Source organism: Aminobacter sp. BE322 (assembly GCF_050433525.1).
Lineage (GTDB): Bacteria > Pseudomonadota > Alphaproteobacteria > Rhizobiales > Rhizobiaceae > Aminobacter.
In genome coordinates, this window is record NZ_JBNPXB010000001.1 from 736,631 (window position 1) to 761,271 (window position 24,641).

Below are 24,641 nucleotides of genomic sequence, written 5' to 3' on the forward strand. Positions count from 1 at the left end.
GGCCATCGACACGATCGGCAGCCTGGCTGCCGGTTAACTTTTCGAATCGACCTGATTCCGTCATTCCGGCGGAAGGTCAAGCGCCTCTCGCATGATTCGCCTCAAAAAGGCGAATCATTTGCGGTCTGGACACGCCCCGCCTCAGTTCCGCCCGGTTCGGCCGGACGACACGCCGAAGCCTTCGATAAGCGCTTCGGTTGCCTGCACGTCGCGGAACTGCGCCTGAATCTCCACCAGATGCCTTAAGTTCTCGTCAGTGGGATCGATGGCCAGCGCCGCTTCGGCCTGTTTCAGCTCCTTATGTAAGGTGCGGGCGCTGCGGTGCAAGTGCAACGCCTGCGCGAAGGCGTCGCGCGCGTCCTCGATCGCGGCATCCTCGAGCGCCGTCCACTGGCGCGCCTTGCGCACCAGAGCCACCGCCCGGTCCCAGATTTCGGCGCAGCCGGCGCGTCCGATGGCGCCCACCACCTCGTCGCGATTGTTGGCCTCGTGGTGAGCCATCGCATCGATGAGCACGGTGTGCAGTTGCCGGAGGTCGGCGTTGCTGAGGTCAAGCCTTTCGACGTGGTCGAAATTCTCGTCGATCAGCATCGGGTGGTTGGCGAGCGCCACCACCAGGCAAGTTTCACGTAAAGGCAGGATGCCGCCGGCGCGCTTGACCATGGCCGAGCGCTGCAGGCTTTCGGACATGGTCAGCCTTCCAGCTTGAACACCCGCACCGCCCTTGCCCCACTGGCCGCCGTTCTTGCCAAAGCCCTTGCCGCGCTCGCCCTGCCGTTGCTGGCGGCCGCGCTGGCCGCCGAAGAAGCCCTGGACGCGGTCGCGCATCTCCTGCTGGTAGTGGAAACGCACGCTCTCGTCCTTGATCCGGCCGGTCAGCTCGCGCAGCGTCTTCTCGAGCTCGGCCCGCCGCTCGGGCGTGTCGAACACGCCGCCGGAGGTTTCGCGCATCCAGACGAGGTCGGCGAGCGGCCGCGCCGCTTCGAGCACGGCGCGGAACGCCTCCGGCCCCTCGGCCTTGACCAGGTCGTCGGGATCCTTGCCCTCGGGAAGCAGCGCGAAGCGCGCCGTGTGGCCGGGTGCGACCAGCGGCAGCACCATGTCGGCGGCGCGGTAGGCCGCCTTGAGGCCGGCCTTGTCGCCGTCGAAGCACAGCACCGGCTCGCCCGACATGCGCCACAAGAGGTCGAGCTGGTTTTCCGTCAGCGCCGTGCCGAGCGGCGCCACCGCATTCTCGAAGCCGGCTTGCGCGAGCGCGATCACGTCCATGTAGCCTTCGACGGCGATGACCGCCCCGCCCTTCTGCAGCGCCTTGCGGGCGCGGGCGAAGTTGTAGAGCACGTTGCCCTTGTGGAAGAGCTCGGTCTCCGGCGAGTTGAGATACTTGGCCGGCACGTCCGCCGACATGGCGCGGCCGCCGAAGGCGATGATGCGCCCGCGCGAATCCGGGATCGGGAACATGATGCGGTCGCGGAAGCGGTCATAGGACACCGGCACGTCCTCGAACACGGTCAGCCCACAGGCCTCCATCTGCACTTTTTCGATGCCTTTCGAGGCAAGGAACTCCTTCAGCGCGTTGCGGCTGTCGGGCGCGTAGCCGAGCCGGAACGATTGTTGGGTGGCCGGCGTCAGCCCGCGGTCGCGCAGGTAGGCGCGGGCCTTGGCGCCGTCAGACCCCTGCAGCCGCTCCTCGAAGAACTTGGTCGCCAGTTCCATGACGTCGGTCAGGCTGGCGCGCTCGCGCTCGCGCCGCTCCTCCTGCGCGTCGCGCGCCGGCATCGGCACGCCCGCCATCTCGGCGATGCGCTCCACCGCCTCTGGAAAGCTCAGCCCGTCGAGTTCGGTGAGGAAGCGGAAATGGTCGCCGGTAACCCCGCAACCGAAGCAATGGTAGCGGCCCTTGCGGTCCTCGCAGTGGAAGGACGGCGACTTCTCGCCGTGGAACGGACAGCAGGCCCAGTAGTCGCCGCGCGAAGCGTTGGTCTTCTTGCGGTCCCAGGTCACGCGCTGGCCGATCACGGCCGAAATCGGCACGCGGTCGCGTATCTCGCTCAAGAATCCGTCGGAAAAGCGCATCGGGCCCTGCTTGGTTCATCCTCATATAAGCAAGGCTCAGCCCGCCAGCGACCCCTATTCGCACCCATGCCCGGTTTTCACAGGCTCGCTGCTGGCAATCGTCCAAATTGCGTCTTCCGGGCGTCGTGACGGAACCACATCCCGCCGCATGCGTACCTACATATGAAGGGTCGCCACTTGTCGCATTTGCACACCCGTGCAATATGGACGAAAAATATTATCCGGCTAATCTAATCGTCATGGTGATGAGAGTGATTCGCCAAAGCGCAACGAAGCCACGACAGCGGGCTCAAATCGCAGTGAGGTGTGCCCGGTGAGCGGTTCGGTCGTCCTTCTCCATCTTGCCGGCGCGGTCGCGCTTTTGCTCTTCGCCACGCGCATGGTGCGTACTGGTGTCGAGCGCGCCTATGGCGACGTGCTGCGCCACAAGCTGCGCGACACGATGCGCAATCCGCTGATGGCGGTGCTGGCGGGAACTGCGCTCGCGATCGCGTTGCAGAGTTCGACCGCCGTCACCCTGCTCGTCGGCTCCTTCGCCGGCGCAGGCATCGTCAGCGGCATGGCCGGACAGCTCGCCGTGCGCGGCGCCGAGATCGGCTCGGCCCTGGTCATCAAGCTCCTGACCTTCGATCTGTCGCTTCTGGTGCCGATCTGCCTTGCCGCGGGCACCGCGATGTTCCTCGCCACCGAGCGCCGCTCGTGGCAGCAGTTCGGCCGTATCCTCGTCGGCATCGGCTTGCTGGTGCTGTCGCTGGAAATGGTCGGCCAGGCCTCCGAGCCGTTGCGCGAAAGCAAGCTGCTGCCCGTCATCATCGACTATTTCAGCGGCGACCCGGTCACCGCCTACCTGCTCGCCGCCCTGATCACCTGGCTGTTCCACTCGTCGATCGCAGCCGTGCTCCTGATCGTCACGCTGGCCGGCCGCGGGCTGGTGCCGCCGGAACTCGGCATCGTGCTGGTGCTCGGCGTCAATCTCGGCAGCTCGGTCATCGCCCCCCTGCTCACTCGCAGCGCTGAGCCCGCGGTGCGCGTGGTGCCCGTCGGCAATCTCCTGATGCGCGGCGCCGGCTCGCTGGTCATGCTGACGCTCTTCCTGATAGTCAAGCCGCCGGTCGCCTTCCTCGGCTCGACCGTGCCCGACCAGATCATCAACGCCCACATCCTGTTCAACTGCATCATCCTGGTCGCCGGCCTGCCGCTTGCAAAACTGGTCTACAGCGCCTCGGAAAAGATCGTCGCACTCGGCACCAAGCCGGACGCCGCCAAGGACATGGCGGTGGTGGAACTGAGCGCCCTCAACGAGGCGGCGCTCGACACGCCGTCCCAGGCGCTCGCCAACGCAACTCGTGAGGTCGTGCGCGTCTGTGAGACCGTCGAGATCATGCTCCAGCGCATCATCGAGCTCTATGAGGATGCCGACGCCGACAAGATCAAGGCGCTGGCCGCCCTCGACGACCGCGTCGACCGCAAGCATGCGGCAATCAAGCTCTACCTCGCCAAGGCCACCATCCGGCAGATGACCGAGGACGAGGCGCTGCGCTGCCAGGAACTCATCGGCGCCTGCGTCAAGCTCGAGCAGGTCGGCGACATCATCGTCCGCAACATGCTCGCCCACGTCCAGAAGAAGCTCGACCGCGGCCTCGAATTCACCACCGAAGGCTGGCGCGAACTTTTGAGCTTCCACCAGGCGGTGCTGGCCAATGCACGGCTGTCCTTCAACGTTCTCGTCTCGCGCGACCCCAAGACCGCACGCCAGCTGGTGCTTGAAAAAGATCACTTGCGCGACGTCGAGAAGGAAGCCAGCCAGAGCCACTTCCTCAGGCTGCGAGACGGAACCATCAAGAGCGTCGAGACCAGCTCCATCCACCTCGATACCATCCGCGACCTCAAGCAGATCAACTCGCTGCTGGCCTCCATGGCCTATCCGGTGCTGGAGGAGCAGGGCCTGCTGCGCGGCTCGCGGCTGAAGGCGAGCTGAGCGCCCTTTCTGCAATTGTCGCAGGTGCGGCGACGTTCAAGTTACAAGGGAACACTGGTCTCAACGCCGGCCCTTGCCTGTCCACCCCGATCCGCGCGAGGCTCGATCTCCAACTCAGGGGACCAGCACATGGCCGCGCTCGACCATAAAACCCTCATCGCCGACATGACGGCCTGGCGCCGCGACCTGCACCGCCATCCCGAATTCGGCTTCGAGGAAAAGCGCACCAGCGCCTTCGTGGCCCAAAAACTCCGCGAATTCGGCCTCGACGAGGTAGTCGAGGGCATCGGCGGCACCGGTGTCGTCGGCACGCTCAGGCGCGGCAGTGGCAACCGGGCCGTGGCACTCCGGGCCGACATGGACGCCCTGCGCATCGCCGAGCAGTCGAGCCACGCCTACGCCTCGCAGACGTCAGGCGTCATGCATGCCTGCGGCCATGACGGCCACACCGCGATGCTGCTTGGCGCGGCCCGGATGCTCGCTGCCGAGGGCGGTTTCGATGGCACCGTGCGCTTCGTCTTCCAGCCCGCCGAGGAATGGGGCAAGGGCGCACTCGCCATGCTCGACGATCGCCTGATGGCGCGTTTCCCCTTCGACGAGATCTACGGCCTGCACAACATGCCCGGCCTGCCGGTCGGCCATTTCGAGACCAGGCCCGGCCCGCTGATGTCGGCCGAGGATAATTTCGAGATCGTGCTGGAAGGTCTCGGCGGCCACGCCGCGCGCCCGCATGTCGGACGCGAGGTGCTGGTGGCGGCCTGCGCGGTGGTCACCAACCTGCAGACCATCGCCTCGCGCCGGCTCAATCCGGCCGATGTCGCGGTCGTCTCGGTCACCGAACTCATCACCGACGGTACCCGCAACGCCCTGCCCGGCCACGCCCGCATCCTCGGCGACGCCCGGAGCTTCCGTCCCGAGGTCAGCGCCGAGATCGAACGCCAGATGCGCATCATCGCCGAGGGCACCGCACTCGCCTACAACTGCACGGCTTCAGTTGCTTACGCCAGGGAGTTCATGCCGCTGGTCAACGACGCCGACGCCACCGCCGCGGCTCTTGCGGCTGCCGCCGGCGTGTTCGAGCCACGGGCGATCAACGGCAAGGGCGAACTCGTCACAGCCTCGGAGGACTTTGCCCGCTTCCTCGACCATGTGCCGGGCTGCTTTGCCTATATCGGCAATGGCGAGGCATCCGCGCCCTTGCACAACCCGCGCTTCGACTTCAACGACGCCGCCCTGATCCACGGCGCCAGCTTCCACGTTGCCATCATCCGCCACCGCCTGCCGGCGGGGTGACGCGCCCCTATGGAGAAGCGCCCCGCTCTGCTCGGCAGGCGGGGCGTCGTGATCCGAACGACCGGCGATCTGAACGCTACTGCAGCAGTTCCTTGACGATGCCGCTGGCCTTGCCGAAATCCATCTGGCCCGGATAGCGCTCCTTGAGCGCGTTCATGGCGCGGCCCATGTCGCGCAGGCCTTCGGCGCCGACCTCGGCGATCGCCTTCCTGGCCGCCTCGCGCACCTCGTCCTCGCCCATCTGCTTGGGCAGATATTCGGAGATGATGGCGCTTTCCTCGCGCTCCTGCGCGGCCAGTTCCAGCCGGTTGCCGTCTTCGAAGGCCTTGGCCGATTCCTGCCGCTGCTTGACCATCTTGGTCAGGATCTGGAGGATCTCCTCGTCCGAGACGGGCTCCTTGCCGGCGCCGCGCTGGACGATGTCGCGGTCGTGGATCGCCGCCTGGATCAGCCTCAGCGTCGACGTCCGGCGCTTGTCGCCGGCCTTCATTGCGGTCTTCAGCGCCTGGGCGAGCATCTCGCGCATGGCAGTCACTCCTGATGGTGTCGCAGACAATAACGCCGATCTGCCACACCGGCAAACCCAATGACAACGGCCAACTTCCTGTTTTTAATAGGAAAAATTATTAGCCACGAATTCCGCCCCAGTCATTGACCCAAAGGCGGCCTTCGCCTATTGTCCGCGCCTTGCAAGGACTTGTTTGGTTTGTGCACGGGACTCGCCGGCTGGCGGTCGCCGTGTTTTTCGCTGCGCGAAATGGCCCTTGCCGAGCCATTTTACAAGCCGCGGCGCCGTTACGCAGGAGCACCCTATGGCCTCAGAGACCGCCCCCTGGGCAACCGAAACGCCGACCGCAGTCCTGGTGCTCGCCGACGGCACGGTGATCGCGGGCCGAGGTCTGGGCGCGACGGGCAGCGCTGTCGCCGAAGTGTGCTTCAACACGGCCCTCACCGGCTACCAGGAGATCCTGACCGACCCCTCCTATGCCGGCCAGATCGTCACCTTCACCTTCCCGCATATCGGCAACATCGGCACCAACGACGAGGACATCGAGGACCTCAACCCGGCGGCCCGCGCCGGCGCGGTCGGCGCCGTCTTCAAGGCCGACGTCACCAACCCCTCGAACTACCGCGCCGCCGGCCATCTCGACCAGTGGCTGAAGCGCCGCGGCATCGTCGCGATGTCGGGCGTCGACACCCGCGCGCTCACCGCGCTGATCCGCGAAAAGGGCATGCCGAATGGCGTCATCGCGCATGCGCCGGATGGCAAGTTCGACATCGACAACCTCAAGGCCCGGGCCCGCGCCTGGTCTGGCCTCGTCGGCCTCGACCTCGCCAAGGACGTGACCTCCGGCCAGTCCTCGTCGTGGACCGAGACGCCCTGGGTGTGGAACGAGGGTTATGGCGAGCGCGGCCAAGCCACCATGCACGTCGTCGCCGTCGATTTCGGCGTCAAGCGCAACATCCTGCGCCTGCTCGCCGGCCTCGGCGCCAAGGTGACCGTGGTTCCCGCCAAGACCAGCGCCGACGACATCCTGGCGATGAAGCCGGACGGCATCTTCCTGTCCAACGGCCCCGGCGACCCCGCCGCGACCGGCGAATATGCCGTACCGGTGATCCAGGACCTGCTCAAGACCGACCTGCCGGTCTTCGGCATCTGCCTCGGCCACCAGATGCTGGCGCTCGCGCTCGGCGGCACGACGCAGAAGATGCACCAGGGCCATCATGGGGCCAACCATCCGGTCAAGGACCACACCACGGGCAAGGTCGAGATCGTGTCGATGAACCACGGCTTCGCGGTCGACGCCGACTCGCTGCCCGAGGGCGTCGAGGAAACCCACGTCTCGCTGTTCGACGGCTCCAACTGCGGCATCGCGCTCACCGGCCGGCCGGTGTTCTCGGTCCAGCACCATCCCGAGGCCTCGCCCGGCCCGCAGGACTCGCACTACCTCTTCCGCCGCTTCGCCAACCTGATCCGCGAACGGCAGGGCGAACCGGCGCTCGCCGAGCGCTGAAGGCGGCCATGCGCTGACCTCGCCCGACAATGCCCGCATTGCGAGGCCTTTTTGGCCGAGGTCGGCCCCCTACTCCGCCGGGTAGGTCGCGGCGCTCCCGGCAGAGACGGTGGGACGCTGCACCCTCAGCACGAACACCGCCAGCGCCATGGCGATGAAGATGCCGCCGAGCAGATAGGGCGCGCCGGCGAAATGCACCGGCGCATCCGGGCCGGTGAACCAGGCGAAGATGAAGGTGTAGAGCAGCGGCGTGATGATGCTGGTGATCGAGAACAGGCTGGTCATGGCGCCCTGCAGTTCGCCCTGCGCCGAGGGCGGCACCTTGGCCGCCGCCAGGCTGCGCAATGGCGGATCGGCCAGCGCCTCGAGGCAGGTCGCCACGATCACCGCATAGATCATCCAGCCCTCCCAGGCCGCGGCATAGCCGAAGGCGGCGATGGTGGAGAAGGTGAGGCCGACGACGGCGGTGCGCCACTCGCCCAGCCTCGGGATGATGCGCGGCAGCACCAGCGCCATCACCAGCGCGCCGCCGATGCCGAACACGCCCAGCGAGAAGCCGATCTGCTGCTCGCTCCAGCCATAGCGATAGCTGCCGACGAACGACCACACCGCCGGATACATCATGTGCCCGAGCGTCATCAGGAGGAACACCAGCCCGATCCAGCCGATGCCGTGGTAGTTGCGCATCTGCTTGAGCGCGCCGAGCGGATTGGCCCGCTTCCATTCGAATCGACGGCGGTGCTCCTGGGTCAGCGTCTCCGGCAGCAGGAAATAGCCGACCACGAAGTTGAGGAAGGCAAGGCCGGCGGCGAAGAAGAACGGTACGCGCGGGCCGAACTCGCCCAGGACGCCGCCGAGCACGGGGCCGATCACGAAGCCGACGCCGAAGGCGATGCCGAGCAGGCCGAAGTTCTTGGCCCGGTTCTCGTCGGTCGACACGTCGGCGATGAAGGCCGAGGCCGTCGAATAGCTGGCGCCGCTGATGCCCGCCAGCACGCGGCCGATGAACAGCATCGGATAGGACCAGGCGATGGCGCAGATCAGGTTGTCGATGGCGAATGTCAGCACCGAGGCGAGCAGCACCGGCCGCCGGCCGAAACGGTCGCTGAGATTGCCGATCAGCGGCGCGAACAGGAACTGCATCGCCGCATAGACGAAGAACAGCCAGCCGCCCTCGATCGCCGCGTCCGAGATGCCGACGCCGGTCAGCTCCTGCAGATAGGCCGGCAGCACCGGCATGATGATGCCTAAGCCGATGACATCGAGCAGCAGCGTCGTGAAGACGAGCGCCAGGCCCCGTTTCGCGGTTCTTTCGTCAACCATGTTGACCTCGCTTGCAGTGCGGTCCGCCGGGGGCGAGCGGGACGACGCTTATAGGCGACCCGGAACACAAGAACAATACAGGAACACATCAAAAGATTTGATGGTCCGGTCGCCCGGTCGGAACGTTACGGGACCGGCCCGCCCTCGCTCGCCAAGAGGATCGAGAACCATTGCCGGCGGTCGAGCGCGACGTCGACGGCGCGCGCCAAGATCGCCAGCCGCTCGGCCTTCATCGTGCCCAGCACCGGTACCAGCCGTGCCGGATGCCGCAGCAGCCAGGCGATGGCGACCGTCGAAATGTCGTTCACGCCGGTTTCCGCCGCCACCTGCGTCAGCGCCGCCCGCACCCGGTGCTCGCGCGCGCCGTCGCCGGCAAACAGCGTTCCGCCGCCCAGCGGCGACCAGATCATCGGCGCGTAACGCAGCCTTTGCGCATGGTCGAGGCGCCCATCGGTCAGCGCCGAGGTCTCCAGCACCGAATGCTCGATCTGGTTGGTGACGAGCGGAATGGAAAGCCGCGAGGTCAGAAGGTCGAACTGCGCCGGCGTGAAGTTGGACACGCCAATAGCGCGGACCTTGCCTGCCGCCACCAGCTTCTCCAGCGCAGCCGCGGTCTCGTCCGCATCCATTAGCGGGTCGGGGCGGTGGATCAGCAACAGGTCGAGATAGTCGGTGCCGAGGTTCTTCAGCGACCGCTCGGCCGAGGCCGCGATGTGCGCGGCACTGGTGTCGTAGTGCTTCAGCCGGTTGGCCGGTCGGCTGGCCGACTTCGGCATGATACCGCATTTGCTGACGAGTTCGATCGCCTCGCGCCTGCCGCCCCAATGGGCGAGCCCGGCGCCGAACGCTTCCTCGACCCCATGGTCGCCGTAGATGTCGGCATGGTCGAAGCTGGTCAGGCCGAGGTCGACGGCGGTGCCGATCAGCCTGGCCACTGCTTCCGGCTCCGGCCGGCCGCCGCTCAAGAGCCGCCAGGCCCCGAATACCAACCGCGACAGTTGCAGGCCTCCCGCCACGAGTTCGATGCGCCGCTCCATCCCCACCCTCTCCTAAGCGAATGACGCCCCGGCTAGCCGGGGCGTCGGAACGTCACGACAATCCGGGCGGCGCCCGCTCAGATCGGGTTGTTGAAGGTATCGCAGGAAGACAGCTTGCCGCTCTTGAATCCGGCGGCGAACCAACGCTGCCGCTGCTCCGAGGTGCCGTGGTTGAAGCTTTCGGGCACGACGTAGCCCTGCATGCGCTTCTGCAGCGTGTCGTCGCCGATCTGCTGCGCCGCGTTCAGCGCCTCCTCGACGTCGCCGCTCTCGAGGATGCCCTTCTGGTCGGTGTAGTAGCCCCAGACGCCGGCGAAGCAGTCGGCCTGCAGTTCCACCCGCATCGACATCTGGTTGGCGTCGGCCTCGCTCATCTGCTGGCGCATCTGGTTGAACTTGGGCAGGATGCCGGTCAGGTTCTGCACGTGGTGGCCGACCTCGTGGGCGATGACGTAGGCCTGGGCGAAGTCGCCGGCCGCGCCGAACTGCCGCGCCAGCTGGTCGAAGAAGCTGGTGTCGAGATAGACCTTGCGGTCGCCGGGGCAATAGAACGGCCCCGATGCCGCCGAGGCGAAGCCGCAGGCCGAACGCACCTGGCCCGAGAACAGCACCAGCTTCGGCTCCTCGTATTTCAGGCCCTCGGCCTGGAAGATGCCGTTCCAGGTGTCCTCGGTCTCGGCGAGCACGGTGGAGACGAACTGGGTCATCTCGTCGTTCGCCGGCGCACCGCCCTGGGTGACCTGTCCGCCGCCCGATCCCGAGCCGCCGTCGGTCAGCACCTGCATGGGGTCGATGCCGCAGGCGCGCAGGGCGAAGAACAGCACGACCAGGATGATGATGCCTGACAAGCCACTGCCGCCGACCCTCGGCCCCACGGGCAGGCGTCCGCCGCGCCCGAAGCCGCCGGGCAGCCCCATGCCGCCGCCGCCCTCGCCGCGGTCGTCCTGGACGTTGTCACTCTGACGGCGGCCTCTCCAGCGCATATGGCTATCCTCGATGTTCGTCGCATGCGGCCGGCGATGCCGCTCCGCTTCCATGTGACAATTAGCCCAACCGCCGGGGCGGTCACAAGGTTTTTGGTTGTGCCACCGGCCCGGCGCCACCCAACGCAGCCAGCCCCGGGTTGTTCCGCGACAGCTCTCAGACGATCGCGTTCCTGCGCCAGCGCGGCCAGGCCGCGATCGGAACGGTCTGGATGCGAGCTACTCGGCGAGTGCGGCCCGGACCTCCGGCGCCGGCCCGGCGGCGCGGCTGCGGCGCGTGGCGAGCCAGGCGGCGACGGCCTTCTGAGCCTGGAAGGCGGCGAGCCCCGAGACGACGCCGATCGCCACCGCGACGCCGGAGACGAGCGGATCGAAGGCCAGTGGGCCGGGCTGCGGCAGGAACATCTCCGGCAGCAGGCGGTGGAACAGGTAAATGTGGTACCCGGCGGCGGCCACGGGCAGCGCCAGTGTGGCGACCAGTTTCGGCACGCTGACGCGCGGCAGGTAGAGCAGCACGCTCACGCAGACGAGCTGCAGCGTGAACTTGACCCAGGAGCCGGCCCAGTTGCCGCCCCAATAGGCCATGACGGGAAAGGCAATGGCCGCCGCCGCGAAAACGGCGAGCCGCTGGCTGGGCGTGCGCGCGAAGAACGCGCACCAGCCGAACGCGGCGAGGTAGAGCACGTCGGTCACGGTGAAGATCTGCACCCCGCCCACCGGCCAGAGCACCGGCACGACGAACTTGAGAGCCACGGTGGCGCCGAGCATGGCATATCCCGCCGAAAACGGGTTCCGCGAAGCATGCCGGCGCACCGCCTCCAGCGAGAACAGCCCGGCCACGATCAGCATGATCTGCGCATAGGCTTCCACGAACCAGTAGAGGTAGGGCAGCATGTGCTTGGGATCGAAGATGCCGAGATTGCCGACGAGGAAGACCGACGGCCACAGCACCTCGCCGCGCGCGATGGAGAAGCCGGCGACGATCGGCGCATAGACGGCGAGGTTGCCCGCCAGCGCCCTGACGAGGCGCGAGGTCTCGCCGCGCATCAGGGCCGCGCCATGGAAGCGCGCGAGCCCGTAGCCGACCAGCATGACCAGTGCCGCCGCCCCGCCGGGGATCGGCCACAGCGTCGCATGATGCAGGACGATCAGCAGGATCGCCGCCGCCCGCATCAGCAGTTCGACGTCCACCACCTGCCAGCGGCTGGTCTGGCGCCCGAGCCGCGCGAGCTGCCCGACCGGCATCTTCTCCCAGCCTTCCGGGATGCGTCCCAGCTTGCGCTCGAGCACCAGCGACAGCTGCACATAGAGCAGCGAATCCCCGCCCAGCGCCTCGAAGCTGTCCACCGGCGTCACCCGGCGCGGATAGAAGGCGCGGGCGAAGGCGTCGAGCACGCCGGCGTCGGCCTTCTGCACCTGCCCGCCGAGCCGCGCGATCGCCGGATAGTCCACCTTGCCCGACGGCAGCCGCGGCAGCGCCTCGACCGCCACCGCCTCGACATGCAGCGGGGTCAGCCCGCTCGCCTCGATCATCAGCTTGCGCACGGCCTCGGGCGCCTCGCCGGACGAGAAGGCGGCGACCAGCCGGCGGTCGTCGCCGGCAACGGCCGCCTCGATGCCCTGCGTCCTCAGCGCATGCTCGACCGCCTCGTGGCTGATCCTGAGCCCGGCGATCTTCGACATCCGCTTGAGCCGCCCGACGACGCGGAAGAAGCCGTTGTCGCAGCGCTCGGCGAGGTCGCCGGTGCGCAACTCACGGACCTCGGCGCCATGCGCCAGGTCGGCCCGCCCGAGCGCGTAGCCCATCATCACGTTGGGGCCGCGATAGACCAGCTCGCCCGCCTCGCCACAGCCCTCGATGCGCGTCCCGTTCGCGGCGGCCAGCGCCAGTTCGCCGCCCGGTATGGCGATGCCGATGCTGTCGGGATTCTCCGCCAGCGCCTCGGGCGGCACATAGGCGATGCGCGCGGTGGCCTCCGTCTGGCCGTACATCAGGAACAGCCGCCGTCCGGAGGCATCGAGCCGGCGCCGGAACGTCTCGGCGAGTTCGGCCGAAATCCGCCCGCCGGCAACCGTCATGAACCGCAGCGACGGCAGGTCCTCGACCCGCAGGCCGGTCTTCTGCATCAGCTCGTAGGAATAGGGCACGCCGCTGATGTTGGTGACTTCGGCGCACCGCAGCTCGTCGGCGAAGCCGCGGTCGGCGACGCCCTTGGCCGCGACGAACACCCCCGCCCCCACCGCCAGATGCGAATTCAGCACCGACAGGCCGTAGGAATAGTGGAACGGCAGGATCAGCGCCGCGCGATCGTCGGAAGCGAGTTCCAGATAGGAGGCGATCGCCTCGGCGTTGCTTTCGACATTGGTCCGCGACAGCCTGACGAAGCGCTTCCTGCCAGTGCTGCCGGATGTCGCCAGGAGCAGCGCCAGCTCCGGATGCAGCGCCTCCCCCGTCCCGCCAAGCTCGATCCGGCGCCAGCGCCCGTCGACAACCCGCACGCTGACCTCGGGGCGGAAATCCTCCTCGAAGGCCGCGAACGCCTCGGCATCGTTGGGGGCAAGCAGCGCCACCGCGTGGCCGCCGGCACGCGCCGCCAGATAGGCGATGATGGCATGTTCGGAATTGGCGGCCTCGACCGCCACCAGCTTGCGGCCGTCGCCGAACGCGGTGGCGGTCTCCGCCACGCGGCGCGCCAGTTCGGCATAGGTGATCGCCGGGCGGCCCGGAAACATAAGCGCCGGCCGGGCGCCATGCGCCGCAAGCTCCTGCAGGAATGCCATTCTGTCTCGCCCGCTCCGCCGCCTCTGTCGCAGCCAAATGAACGCGCGAGCCGATAGCCTAATTCCTGATTGTTTGCATCAACTATTTTACGGATCGCTGATGTATTCCGGCAACTGCCGGATAACTCCAGACGGGCATACCGCCGCAGGGGCTTGCCAAAGCGCCGCCATCCGGTATTGTTGCAAATGATTAGCAACTGCGATTGGAGACAGGCGGTGGACTCTCTTGCTCGGCCATCCGAGGACATCAACGGATGGCGAACCGCCCGGGGCGAAGGCTCGCTCTCGGAGGTCCACCGTTCCATCGCGGTCCGCAGCAGCGGCCCGACCTGGCGCAAGGCGGTTGCCTTCATCGGCCCCGGCTACCTGGTCGCCGTCGGCTACATGGATCCCGGCAACTGGGCGACCTCCATCGCCGGCGGCTCGCGCTTCGGCTACACGCTGCTCTTCGTGGCGCTGGTCTCCAACATCATGGCCATCGTGCTGCAGTCGCTGTGCGCGCGCCTAGCCATCGCCTCGGGCCGCGACCTCGCCCAGGCCTGCCGCGACGCCTTCCCGCGTCCCGTCGCCTATTTCCTGTGGCTGCTTGCCGAGATCGCCATCATCGCCACCGACATCGCCGAGGTGATCGGCACCGCCATCGGCCTCAACCTCCTGTTCGGCATCCCGCTCGAGCTCGGCGTGGTCATCACCGCGCTCGACGTCTTCCTCATCCTCTACCTGCAGAAGCTCGGCTTCCGCTGGGTCGAGGCGCTGATCATCACGCTGCTCGGCGTCATCGCGGTCTCCTTCGCCATCCAGGTCGCCCTGGCCGACCCGGACTGGGGCGCCGTCATCGTCGGCTTCGCGCCGACGACCGAGATCGTCACCAACCCCGAAATGCTCTACCTCGCGCTCGGCATCCTCGGCGCCACCGTCATGCCGCACAATCTCTACCTGCATTCCGGCATCGTCCAGACGCGCGCCTATGGCGAGACGCTGCCGGAGAAGCGGCAGGCGCTGCGCTACGCCACCTGGGATTCGACCATCGCGCTGATGTTCGCGCTGCTCATCAACGCCTCGATCCTGATTCTCGCCGCGGCGACCTTCTACGCCTCCGGCCGCACCGACGTCATCGAGATCGGCGAGGCCCATTCGCTGCTCGCGCCACTGCTCGGCATCGCGGTCGCACCCACCTTGTTCGGCATCGCGCTGCTCGCCTGCGGCATCAATTCGACGGTGACCGCCACCCTTGCCGGGCAGATCGTCATGGAGGGCTTCCTCCACATCAAGCTGCCGCCATGGCTGCGCCGCCTCATCACCAGGGGCATCGCCATAGTGCCCGCCGCCGCCGTCACCATCTGGTTCGGCGAAACCGGCACGGCCAAGCTGTTGATCCTCACCCAGGTCGTGCTCAGCCTGCAGCTCTCCTTCGCCGTCTTCCCGCTGGTCATGTTCACCGCCAGCAAGAAGAAGATGGGCGCGCTCGTCGCCCCGCACTGGCTGATCGGCCTGGCGATGCTGATCGCCGTGGTGATCGCGGCCCTGAATCTCAAGCTGCTGTACGAATTCGTTCTGGCGGCCTGACGGACCGGGCGGCGGCTCCCGGCCGCCGCCACGTCCAAATCCCGTGCTCGGCGATTGCCCTTCAGGTCATCGTCGGCCCTGCGCCAGACTTCAGCCCGCTACCGCCAGCCTCGCCGAGCGGCGGCTCGCGGCCAGCACCGCCAGCGCCACCAGCGGGAAGGCCGCCGCCACCAGGCCGAGGTCCGAAGGCTTCGCGAATTCCAGCACCCGGCCGCCGATGACGGTGCCGAGGGCGATGCCGAAATAGAGCGCCGAGGCGTTCAGCGACAGCGTCAGATGCGCGAGTTCGGGCGCGAAGCCGACGATGCGGCTCGCCTGCGCCGGCGGGAACGCCCAGCCGATGATGCCCCACGGCACCATCAGGCCGATCAGCACGGGCCCCGCGATGTGGTGCGGCAGGAGCTTCAGCGTCAGGGCGATGGCGATGCAGAAGCCCGACGACATCAGCAGCGACAGCACCACCATGCGCGTCGCGCCGATCCGGTCGGCGAGATAGCCGCTCGACAAATTGCCGATCACGGCACCGGCGCCAAAGGCGAGCAGCATGCCCGGCAGCGCGATGGCCGGCAGCGCCGCTCCTTCGAGCGCCAGCGGCGCGATGTAGGAGATCACGGTGAAGCCGCCGGCGAGATAGAGCAGCGTCACCACGAGCGACGGCAGGATGCCGGGCCTGGAGATCGCGGTGAAGCGCTCGCCGAGCGTCAGCTTGATGCCGCGCGATCCCCGCGGCAGCCGCACCCACAGGATCGCCGCGCACACCAGCGCCAGGAAGGCGATGGAAACGAAGGTGCCGCGCCAGCCCCACACGGTGGCGATCAGCGAGCCGACTGGCGCGCCGAGCGCCACCGCGAAGGTGGTGCCGCCGACGACCACCGCGATCGCCCGCGCCCGATGCTCCGCACCGGCCAGCGAAACGGCAGTGGCCTGGGCCGTGGCGGCATAGAGGCCCGCCGACATGCCCATCATGATCTGGGCGACCAGCAGCCCGGCGAACGACGAGCTCGAAGCCGCCACCAGGTTGCCGGCGACGAAGAAGAGCATCGTCGCGGCCAGGATGCGGCGGCGGTCCACCTCGCCCGCCAGCGCCGACAGCACCGGCGCGCCGACGGCATAGGCGAGCGAGAACGCCATGATGAGGTAGCCCGCGAACGGTATGGAGACATGGGCGTCGCCGGCGATCGCCGGCAGCAGGCTCGAGAACACGAATCCGACGGTGCTCATGGCGAATGAGCCGACCGCCAGCCAGATAAGGCGCTTGTCCATGACGCTATCCTTAGTTCAAAATTCATTGAACTATTGAACTTGATCCGCCGTCATGTCAATCTGCCGCCGTCGGCCTCCTGCCAGCCTCGTGTCAGCAGGCCGCGACACGCCTTGAACCCACACACCGCCGCAGCTACCTTCGACCCATGTCCCTGCCCCACCCCACCGCCGACCAGATCAGCCTCGCCAACGTGCTCGCCGTGCTCGGCGACCAGACGAGGCTCGCCATTGTCGGTTATCTCGCCCGCAACGAGGGCGTGGCGATGAGCTGCGGCCAGTTCCTCGACTTCGGCTCCAAGACCAATCTCAGCTACCACCTCGCCAAGCTGCGCGAGGCCGGCATCACCAGCACGGAGATGTCGGGCACCAGCCGGCTGATCACGCTCCGGCGCGGCGACCTCGACCGCCGCTTCCCGGGCCTGCTCGATTCCATCGTCACGGCGGCACAGGACATCCCGCAGCTCGAACGCCTGCGCGAGGAAGGCTGACGCCGCCATCCCCGGCGTGGAGGACCGCAAGATGCGCATCGCCGTTTTTGCCGACATCCATGGCAATTTCCTCGCGCTCGAGGCCGTTCTCACCGACCTGGCCCGCCGCGGCGGCGCCGACCTGACCGTCAATCTCGGCGACCTCGTCTCCGGCCCGCTGTGGCCGCGCGAAACGATCGAGCGCCTGATGGACCTCGACTGGCCCACCGTGCGCGGCAACCACGACCGCCGCGCGGCCACCGATCCCCTCGCCGAAATGGGGCCATCCGACCGCTTCGCCCGCGATCGCCTGACGGCGGCCCAGCGCGACTGGCTGGAGGCATTGCCCGTGACCCTGGAGCTGGCGCCCGGCATCCTCGCCTTCCATGCCCGCCCCGATCACGACGAGCGCTATCTCACCGAAGTGATTGCCGACGGCCGTCTGGCCCGGGCGCCGCTCTCGCTCATCGAGAAGCGGCTTGCCGGCATCGATCGCTCCCATCGCCTGCTGCTTTCCGGCCACAGCCACCGTCCCGATCTGGTGCGGTTGCCCGACGGGCGCATGCTGTTCAATCCCGGCAGCGTCGGCGACCCGGCCTATCGCGACGACACCGCCCCCGCGCATGTTTCCGAGCAGGGCTCGCCGCTGGCGCGCTACGGCCTGGTCGAAACCGAGGGCGCGGGCGCCATCGTCAACGTCGAGTTCCGCGCGGTCGCCTACGACCACGAGGCGGCCGCCCTCCGCGCCGATGAGTCCGGCCGTCCCGAATGGGCGCACGCGCTGCGCACCGGCTTCATGCCGGCTTAGGGCTGCTCCGGCGCCTTGCAGCACCCGCAGTCCAGTGGCCGCTCAGCCCGAGGTGTTGAGGGCCACGGCGGCACGGATGAGCGCCTTCAACGCCTCTTCATCGATCTCTTCGCCCTCGCGGAAGTCGATGGCGCGCCTGGTATTGCCTTCGAGGCTGGAGTTGAACAGGCCCGAAGGGTCCTTGAGCGAGGCGCCCTTGGCGAAGGTCGTCTTCACCGCCTTCTTGTAGGCCTCGCCGGTGCAGATGATGCCGCCATGCGACCACACCGGGGTCCCCCACTTCCATTCCTCGACCACGTCGGGATCGGCCTGCCTGATGAGGCTGCGGATCCTGGTGAGCGTCGCGCCGCGCCAATCGTCCAGCTCGTTGATTCGCGCGTCGATCAGCTCGGAAGCAGGGGCTCCCCCGTTGCCTTCCTGCGATCCGGTCGTCCTCTTTGCCATGGGCCTCGTCCTCTTCTCCATGGTTGCCGGTAGGCTGCCGGCCTGGCGTCCGCTCCGCCATGCCGCGCCTCCACTTCCCGCCTACATTATTTCTCCGGGCAATTCGCCGGCCTGCTTCACCCAGCCGGCGACCTGCGCTTGGTCCAGATGGTCGTCCTCGCGGCTGTCCAGGCAGTGCAGGTCCTCCGCTGTCGGCGCCGCTTTACCGTCGCCGGTTCATTTTCGCGAACGCCGAGGCTTCGCCGCCGGCTTGGCCGTGCGCGCCGCGCTTTTGGCCGGGCGGGCGTAATCCTTGCGCGCCGGAGCCAGGTCCTGAGCCTCCAGCGTCTGCGCCGGCCTGCCCATCGCCTCCTGCCCGGCCCGGATGTCGGCCTCGCGCAGGGCCGCGCCGAAGTCGAGCCCGGTCAGGCGTTCGATTTCCGCCACCGTGGTCAAAAACTCCGAGACGCGCGCCAGTTCCAGGTCGTCGCCGAACGCCTCGGCCCGCGCCAGCATCGCCTCCGGCATCACCTCGATCAGCGGCCCCTGGTCCGCCAGCAGCGCGATCGAGCGCAGGTCGCTGCCATCGCTCCACGCGGCGATCTTCCAGAACCGCAGCGGCACCTTGCTGCCGAAGCGGTAGGGCGGGTCGGTCTCGGCGAAGACCGGTCCGGCAAACACCGTGACCCGGCTGCGCATCGTCACCGCGTTGCGCAGCACGTAGGTCTCGACCGCGCGCCACCTGAGCTTGCCCTTCGAACCCGGCCGGTCGAGCGCGCTGCCCTGGTTGAAGAAGCCGAGCTGCGGCGCCGCATTGGTGTAGAAGAACGTGTCGCGCTCGGCCGCCACCGCCTCTGCGTCGGTGCCCCAGGCCGGATCGCCCCTGAGCGTGATGTGCCCCTTCTGGAAGATGCGCGCCTTGCGCTCGTTCGACTGCGGATCGGGAAAACCCGCGACCTTCTGCTTCTCGTAGAACGGCCGGTTCATCTGCTCCTCGGGCAGGATGCGCCGGTCGGGCCGGAAGTCGTCGCTGGCCTCCGCGCCGAGGTCGCCGAGCGACTCTATGCCGAGATCCTTCAGCGACGGGTCGTCGATCACCGACTTGTCGTCGCGGTTGATCGCCTTGATGCGCGCGCCGTCGATGTTGCAGGCGGTAAAGTAGGCAAGCCGCCGCGCCGCGTTCATGACCACGGAGAAGTGGTGGTAGCGCAGCTCGAACGGATCGTCGCCGGGCTTGGCCAACTGGTTCTGCGCCGCGCGTCCCGGCGCGCCCGCGTGGTTCGGCAGCGGCAGGACGAAGCCTGGGATGAAGCCCGGCTCGTAGCCGCCGCGGTCGTCGAAATTCTCGGTCTTCCAGCTCGCCGCCTCGGCGCGCGGGCCCCGGTCGCCGCCGGCGGGGCTGGCGCCCCCGGCCACAGTCGCTGCGGCCAGCGGGGCGCGCACGTTGATCTCGATCGGAAAGGTCCACGTCACCGAGCCGTCCGCATTGAGCCGCGACCTGGCGGCGTCCTCCACCGGCCGATCCGACTTGCCTGCCTGCTTCGGCGCCTGCCCTTCGGCCTCGCTTCCGCCCGAGGGTGCGGGCTGCAGCTTCAGGCGCCCGGCCTCCTGCCAGGTGTCGAGCAGCTTCGACACCGTCGCGCGGCTTGCCGCGTCGAACGTGTCCAGGCGCTTTTCCAGGTCGTCGACTATGGCGCTGATGCGGATGCCTTCGTTGATTTCCCTGGCGAGCGGCTGGCCGTCGGTCCCCATCACCTCGTGCCACGGCCCGCCCCAGTGATGCAGCGCGATCGGTTCCCATTCGTTGTTGAACACCGGCGAGCCGGACGAGCCCTGCTCGGTGTCGGCCACGTAGTGCAGCACGTGCAGCGTCTCGTCGCGCGCCACCAGATGGTTCTCGCGCAGCACCAGCTCCTTGAAGCGGCCGTCGGGGTGCTGGACCAGGTTGGCGATCTCGCCGAGCATGTGCTTGTCGCCGGCATTGGAAAGCACCAGGAAGCCGAACTCGTCGAGCAGCCTGGGCCCACGCCGGCGTTCGCCGATGCCGACCAGCGTGTAGTCGAGCCCGTCGATGCCGTCGGTGACGAAGCACAGCGTCGGATCGAGCAGGTACGACGTCGGCATGCGCAGCTCGTTCAGCCGGTCGCGCTCATAGTCGAACTGGATCTGGAAGCGCGCCGCGTCCTGCGGCGTCGGGATGACGTGGTGGTTGGTCAGGAAGAGGCTGGGCCCCACCAGGAAGCCGGTGCCCTGCGGCATCTCGTTGAGGAACGCCACCCGGCCCACCGCATCGGCAGCGCGCCGGCCGCGCTCGAGAAAGGCGACGCCGACGAAATCGAGCGTGGAACCCTGGATCGCTTCGGGTCCCGCCGGCTTGGCGGCGGCGGCCGGCTTGCGCCCGGCTTTGGCCGGCGCGGCGCTCGCTTCGATCGCTGTCGAGATCATCTCGGCTTCTTCGCGGCTGAGCTGCGCCTTGACCTGCAGCCGCTCGACGCGCCGCCGCCGCTGGGGCTCGGCGGCCAGCGGATTGCCTTCGGCGATCCGCGCCAGGGATTCTTCGATTTCCGGGCGTGTCTTCTTCAGTCTTTCCCGAACGACAAGTTCGACGTTGCCAAAGGTTTGGATGTCCACAGCCCCATCCCCCGCACTACTGAAAGGCGCAAAGTATAGCTTGGGATCATAACTCTCGGTAGCGACGTTTTGTTGACGGACGCAAGCGGCTGCGACATCAGGGATTCATGCATTTTCGGGGTTCCCCCCTCCCCGTCCTTCCCCTATAAGGCCCGCCTAGCCTCTAGTTGACTCTCACTTGCGCACCGGCCGGGAATATCCCGTCCCGGTTCTTCGCGCAGGCCTACCTACGGACCGCACCCATGCCAAGACGCACCGACATCAAGTCCATCCTGATCATCGGCGCCGGTCCCATCGTCATCGGCCAGGCCTGCGAGTTCGACTACTCCGGCACCCAGGCCTGCAAGGCCCTGCGCGAGGAGGGCTACCGCGTCATCCTGGTCAACTCCAACCCGGCCACGATCATGACCGATCCGGAGCTGGCGGACGCCACCTACATCGAGCCGATCACGCCGGAAGTGGTCGCCAAGATCATCGCCAAGGAGCGCCCCGACGCGCTGCTGCCCACCATGGGCGGCCAGACCGCTCTCAACACCGCACTTTCGCTGCGCCGCATGGGCGTGCTCGACCGCTACAACGTCGAGATGATCGGCGCCGACGCGCACGCCATCGACAAGGCCGAGGACCGCGCCCTGTTCCGCGAGGCCATGGCCAAGATCGGGCTGGAAACGCCTAAGTCGATGCTGGCCAACGCCACCGACGTCAAGGATGCCGACCGCAAGCGCCACGAGGCCGAGCGCGCCGCCCTCAAGCTCGAGGCGCCGGCCAATCTCGACGCCGCGCTCGACGCGCTCGAAACCCAGTGGAACCTCGGCGAAGGCGACCGCAAGCAGCGCTACATCAACCATGGCATGGCGATCGCCGCCCAGGCGCTCGACCATGTCGGCCTGCCCGCCATCATCCGCCCGTCCTTCACCATGGGCGGCACCGGCGGCGGCATCGCCTTCAACCGCCAGGAATTCTTCGACATCGTCCAGAGCGGTCTCGACGCCTCCCCCACCACCGAAGTGCTGATCGAGGAATCGGTGCTCGGCTGGAAGGAATACGAGATGGAGGTCGTGCGCGACCGCGCCGACAACTGCATCATCGTCTGCTCGATCGAGAACATCGACCCGATGGGCGTGCACACCGGCGATTCGATCACGGTGGCGCCCGCGCTGACCTTGACCGACAAGGAATACCAGATGATGCGCAACGCCTCGATCGCGGTGCTGCGCGAGATCGGCGTCGAGACCGGCGGCTCCAACGTCCAGTTCGCCGTCAACCCGGCCGACGGCCGCCTTGTCGTCATCGAGATGAACCCGCGCGTGTCGCGCTCCTCGGCGCTCGCCTCCAAGGCAACCGGCTTCCCCATCGCCAAGATCGCCGCAAAGCTCGCCGTCGGCTACACGCTCGACGAGCTGGAGAACGACATCACCGGCGGCGCCACCCCCGCCTCCTTCGAGCCGACCATCGACTACGTCGTCACCAAGATCCCGCGCTTCGCCTTTGAAAAATTCCCCGGCGCCGAGCCGGTCCTGACCACCGCCATGAAGTCGGTCGGCGAGGTCATGGCCATCGGCCGCACCTTCCAGGAATCGCTGCAGAAGGCTTTGCGTGGACTGGAAACGGGCCTGACGGGATTGGACGAGATCGAGATCCCCGGCATCGGCGACAATGGCGACGAGCGCAACGCCATCCGCGCCGCCCTCGGCACGCCGACGCCCGACCGGCTGCGCATGGTCGCCCAGGCGATCCGCATGGGCACCTCGCTCGAAGACGTGCACGCCATGTGCAAGATCGACCCGTGGTTCCTCGAGCAGATCGCCGGCATCATCGCCATGGAGGCCCGCGTCCGCGAGCACGGCCTGCCGCAGGATGCCGAAAACCTGCGCATGCTGAAGTCGATGGGCTTCTCCGACGCCCGCCTCGCCTCGCTCACCAGGACCGAGGCCGAAGCGGTCGCCAGGCAGCGCCAGAAGCTCGGCGTCCACCCGGTCTACAAGCGCATCGACACCTGTGCCGCCGAGTTCGCCTCGCCCACCGCCTACATGTACTCGTCCTACGAGCTGCCCTTCGCCGGCGCGCTGGCCGACGAGGCCCAGGTCTCGGACAAGAAGAAGGTCGTCATCCTCGGCGGCGGCCCCAACCGCATCGGCCAGGGCATCGAGTTCGACTATTGCTGCGTGCATGCCGCCTATGCGCTGCGCGAGGCCGGCTATGAATCGATCATGGTCAACTGCAACCCCGAGACCGTGTCGACCGACTACGACACCTCCGACCGTCTCTACTTTGAGCCGCTGACGGCCGAAGACGTGCTCGAGATCCTGCGCGCCGAACAGGCCGCGGGCACGCTGCACGGCGTCATCGTTCAGTTCGGCGGCCAGACCCCGCTGAAGCTTGCGGATGCGCTCGAAAAGGCCGGCATCCCGATCCTCGGCACCTCGCCCGACGCGATCGACCTCGCCGAGGACCGCGACCGCTTCCAGAAGCTCTTGCACAAGCTCGACCTCAAGCAGCCCAAGAACGGCATCGCCTACTCCGTCGAACAGGCCCGCACCGTTGCCGGCGAGCTCGGCTTCCCGCTGGTCGTGCGCCCGTCCTACGTGCTCGGCGGCCGCGCCATGCAGATCATCCACAACGAGGGCATGCTGCAGTCCTACCTGCTCGACACCGTGCCGGGCCTGGTGCCCGAGGACATCAAGCAGAAGTACCCCAACGACAAGACCGGCCAGATCAACACCCTGCTCGGCAAGAACCCGCTTTTGTTCGACACCTACCTGTCGGGCGCCATCGAGGTCGACGTCGACTGCCTCTGCGACGGCAAGGAGACCTTCGTCTCCGGCATCATGGAGCACATCGAGGAAGCCGGCATCCATTCGGGCGACAGTGCCTGCTCGCTGCCGGTTCACTCGCTTTCCACCGAACTCGTCGACGAGCTCGAGCGCCAGACCTCGGCGATGGCGCGCGCGCTCAATGTCGGCGGCCTGATGAACGTGCAATACGCCATCAAGGACGGCACCATCTACGTGCTCGAAGTCAACCCGCGCGCCTCGCGCACCGTGCCCTTCGTCGCCAAGACCGTCGGCAAGCCGATCGCCAAGATCGCCGCCCGCATCATGTCGGGCGAGAGCCTCGACGATGCCTTCGCCCACTATGGCGCCAAGCCCGATGCCCGCAATCCCGGCCACATCGCGGTCAAGGAAGCGGTGTTCCCGTTTGCCCGCTTCCCCGGCGTCGACATCCTGCTCGGGCCGGAGATGAAGTCGACCGGCGAGGTCATGGGCCTCGACCGCGACTACGCGCTCGCCTTCGCCAAGGCCCAGCTCGGCGCCGGCGTCGACCTGCCGCGCTCGGGCACGCTGTTCGTCTCGGTCCGCGACGAGGACAAGGCGGGCATCCTGGGCGCCGTGCGCCGCATCTCGGAACTCGGCTTCAAGGTTCTGGCCACCTCCGGCACCGCCCGCTTCCTCGTCGAGAACGGCGTGCCGGCCGAGAAGATCAACAAGGTGCTCGAAGGCCGTCCGCACATCGAGGACGCCATCCGCAACCGCCAGATCCAGATCGTCTTCAACACCACCGACGGCCAGAAGGCCGTGTCGGACTCGAAGTCGATCCGCCGCGCCACGCTGATGCAGAAGGTGCCCTACTACACCACGCTGTCGGGTGCCGCGGCCGTTGCCGAGGCCATCGCCGCGCTCAAGGCCGGCTCGCTCGAAGTCCGCCCGCTGCAGGACTATTTCGCGTAAGGCGCGCCGCCTTCCCTCCCCCCGAGGGGAGGGCCGATCCGCGCAGCGGATCGGGGTGGGGCCGCCCGAGGCAGCGCGCGACGCCCCTCCTGCCTCGACGGGGACGCGCCGAGCGCGGCAAGGCGGCTCAAAGTCCTGCGGCGCCATCTGGAGCCGCCATCCAGCTATTCCATGAGGATCGAGGCGAGGCGCGACGCCGGCGCCTCCCTCCCCCTTGTGGGGAGGGATAAAGGGAGGGGGTCACGACGCGCGCCAGCAAGCGCCCAGAA

Annotated in this window: 16 protein-coding genes; 7 read left to right on the forward strand and 9 right to left on the reverse strand. The window is 67.7% G+C overall.

The genetic code is table 11. The features are described 5' to 3' along the window. Window positions 1–141: 141 nt before the first annotated feature. Window positions 142–2,076: a DNA primase gene (dnaG, locus tag J2X50_RS03365; protein ID WP_429091440.1), complete on the reverse strand. Its 1,935-nt coding sequence runs from the start codon at window positions 2,074–2,076 to the stop codon at window positions 142–144. 313 nt (window positions 2,077–2,389) lie between these two features. Here dnaG and J2X50_RS03370 point away from each other — a divergent pair, with 313 nt between their 5' ends. Both J2X50_RS03370 and J2X50_RS03375 read left to right on the forward strand, forming a co-directional pair. Beyond that, entirely contained in the window at window positions 2,390–4,054 is a 1,665-nt protein-coding gene (locus J2X50_RS03370; RefSeq protein ID WP_429091443.1) for a Na/Pi cotransporter family protein, read from the forward strand. Window positions 4,055–4,183: 129 nt separating this feature from the next. Further along, window positions 4,184–5,347: an amidohydrolase gene (locus J2X50_RS03375; RefSeq protein ID WP_429091445.1), complete on the forward strand. Its 1,164-nt coding sequence runs from the start codon at window positions 4,184–4,186 to the stop codon at window positions 5,345–5,347. Between the two features lie 76 nt (window positions 5,348–5,423). On the opposite strand, the gene J2X50_RS03380 is transcribed toward J2X50_RS03375, so the two are convergent. Beyond that, window positions 5,424–5,873, reverse strand: a complete 450-nt coding sequence (locus tag J2X50_RS03380; protein ID WP_429091448.1) for a GatB/YqeY domain-containing protein — start codon at window positions 5,871–5,873, stop codon at window positions 5,424–5,426. A gap of 286 nt (window positions 5,874–6,159) precedes the next feature. Here J2X50_RS03380 and carA point away from each other — a divergent pair, with 286 nt between their 5' ends. After that, window positions 6,160–7,362, forward strand: a complete 1,203-nt coding sequence (carA, locus tag J2X50_RS03385; protein ID WP_429091450.1) for a glutamine-hydrolyzing carbamoyl-phosphate synthase small subunit — start codon at window positions 6,160–6,162, stop codon at window positions 7,360–7,362. 69 nt (window positions 7,363–7,431) lie between these two features. Here carA and J2X50_RS03390 read toward each other — a convergent pair whose 3' ends face one another. The 4 genes from J2X50_RS03390 to J2X50_RS03405 form a co-directional block, all read right to left on the reverse strand. Beyond that, on the reverse strand, window positions 7,432–8,685 hold the full coding sequence (locus tag J2X50_RS03390; protein WP_429091453.1) for a TCR/Tet family MFS transporter: 1,254 nt from the start codon (window positions 8,683–8,685) through the stop codon (window positions 7,432–7,434). Window positions 8,686–8,810: 125 nt separating this feature from the next. Continuing rightward, window positions 8,811–9,722, reverse strand: coding sequence for an aldo/keto reductase (locus J2X50_RS03395; protein WP_429091455.1), 912 nt, complete (start codon window positions 9,720–9,722; stop codon window positions 8,811–8,813). A 77-nt stretch (window positions 9,723–9,799) separates the two neighbouring features. After that, complete coding sequence (gene ypfJ / locus J2X50_RS03400; protein ID WP_429091458.1) at window positions 9,800–10,705, reverse strand: KPN_02809 family neutral zinc metallopeptidase; 906 nt, start codon at window positions 10,703–10,705, stop codon at window positions 9,800–9,802. A gap of 219 nt (window positions 10,706–10,924) precedes the next feature. Next, window positions 10,925–13,486 carry an AMP-binding protein gene (locus tag J2X50_RS03405; protein WP_429091461.1) on the reverse strand — a complete coding sequence of 854 codons (2,562 nt, stop codon included), beginning with the start codon at window positions 13,484–13,486 and terminating at the stop codon, window positions 10,925–10,927. 186 nt (window positions 13,487–13,672) lie between these two features. On the opposite strand from J2X50_RS03405, the gene J2X50_RS03410 reads away from it, so the two are divergent. Continuing rightward, window positions 13,673–15,052 carry an Nramp family divalent metal transporter gene (locus J2X50_RS03410; RefSeq protein ID WP_429091464.1) on the forward strand — a complete coding sequence of 460 codons (1,380 nt, stop codon included), beginning with the start codon at window positions 13,673–13,675 and terminating at the stop codon, window positions 15,050–15,052. A gap of 90 nt (window positions 15,053–15,142) precedes the next feature. On the opposite strand, the gene J2X50_RS03415 is transcribed toward J2X50_RS03410, so the two are convergent. After that, window positions 15,143–16,315: an MFS transporter gene (locus J2X50_RS03415; protein WP_429091467.1), complete on the reverse strand. Its 1,173-nt coding sequence runs from the start codon at window positions 16,313–16,315 to the stop codon at window positions 15,143–15,145. A 146-nt stretch (window positions 16,316–16,461) separates the two neighbouring features. Between J2X50_RS03415 and J2X50_RS03420 the strand changes: the two genes are divergently transcribed. Together J2X50_RS03420 and J2X50_RS03425 are read left to right on the forward strand one after the other, a co-directional pair. Beyond that, window positions 16,462–16,803: an ArsR/SmtB family transcription factor gene (locus J2X50_RS03420; RefSeq protein ID WP_429091470.1), complete on the forward strand. Its 342-nt coding sequence runs from the start codon at window positions 16,462–16,464 to the stop codon at window positions 16,801–16,803. 31 nt (window positions 16,804–16,834) lie between these two features. Then, a complete protein-coding gene (locus J2X50_RS03425; RefSeq protein ID WP_429091473.1) occupies window positions 16,835–17,590 on the forward strand; it encodes a metallophosphoesterase family protein in 756 nt (251 codons plus the stop codon). A 42-nt stretch (window positions 17,591–17,632) separates the two neighbouring features. Here J2X50_RS03425 and J2X50_RS03430 read toward each other — a convergent pair whose 3' ends face one another. Both J2X50_RS03430 and J2X50_RS03435 read right to left on the reverse strand, forming a co-directional pair. After that, on the reverse strand, window positions 17,633–18,034 hold the full coding sequence (locus J2X50_RS03430) for a DUF1801 domain-containing protein (protein WP_429091475.1): 402 nt from the start codon (window positions 18,032–18,034) through the stop codon (window positions 17,633–17,635). Window positions 18,035–18,250: 216 nt separating this feature from the next. Further along, window positions 18,251–20,644 (reverse strand): DNA/RNA non-specific endonuclease, encoded by a 2,394-nt coding sequence (locus J2X50_RS03435; RefSeq protein WP_429091477.1) that lies wholly within the window; start codon window positions 20,642–20,644, stop codon window positions 18,251–18,253. 242 nt (window positions 20,645–20,886) lie between these two features. Between J2X50_RS03435 and carB the strand changes: the two genes are divergently transcribed. Then, window positions 20,887–24,372, forward strand: a complete 3,486-nt coding sequence (gene carB / locus J2X50_RS03440) for a carbamoyl-phosphate synthase large subunit (protein WP_429091480.1) — start codon at window positions 20,887–20,889, stop codon at window positions 24,370–24,372. The last annotated feature ends 269 nt before the right edge of the window (window positions 24,373–24,641 follow it).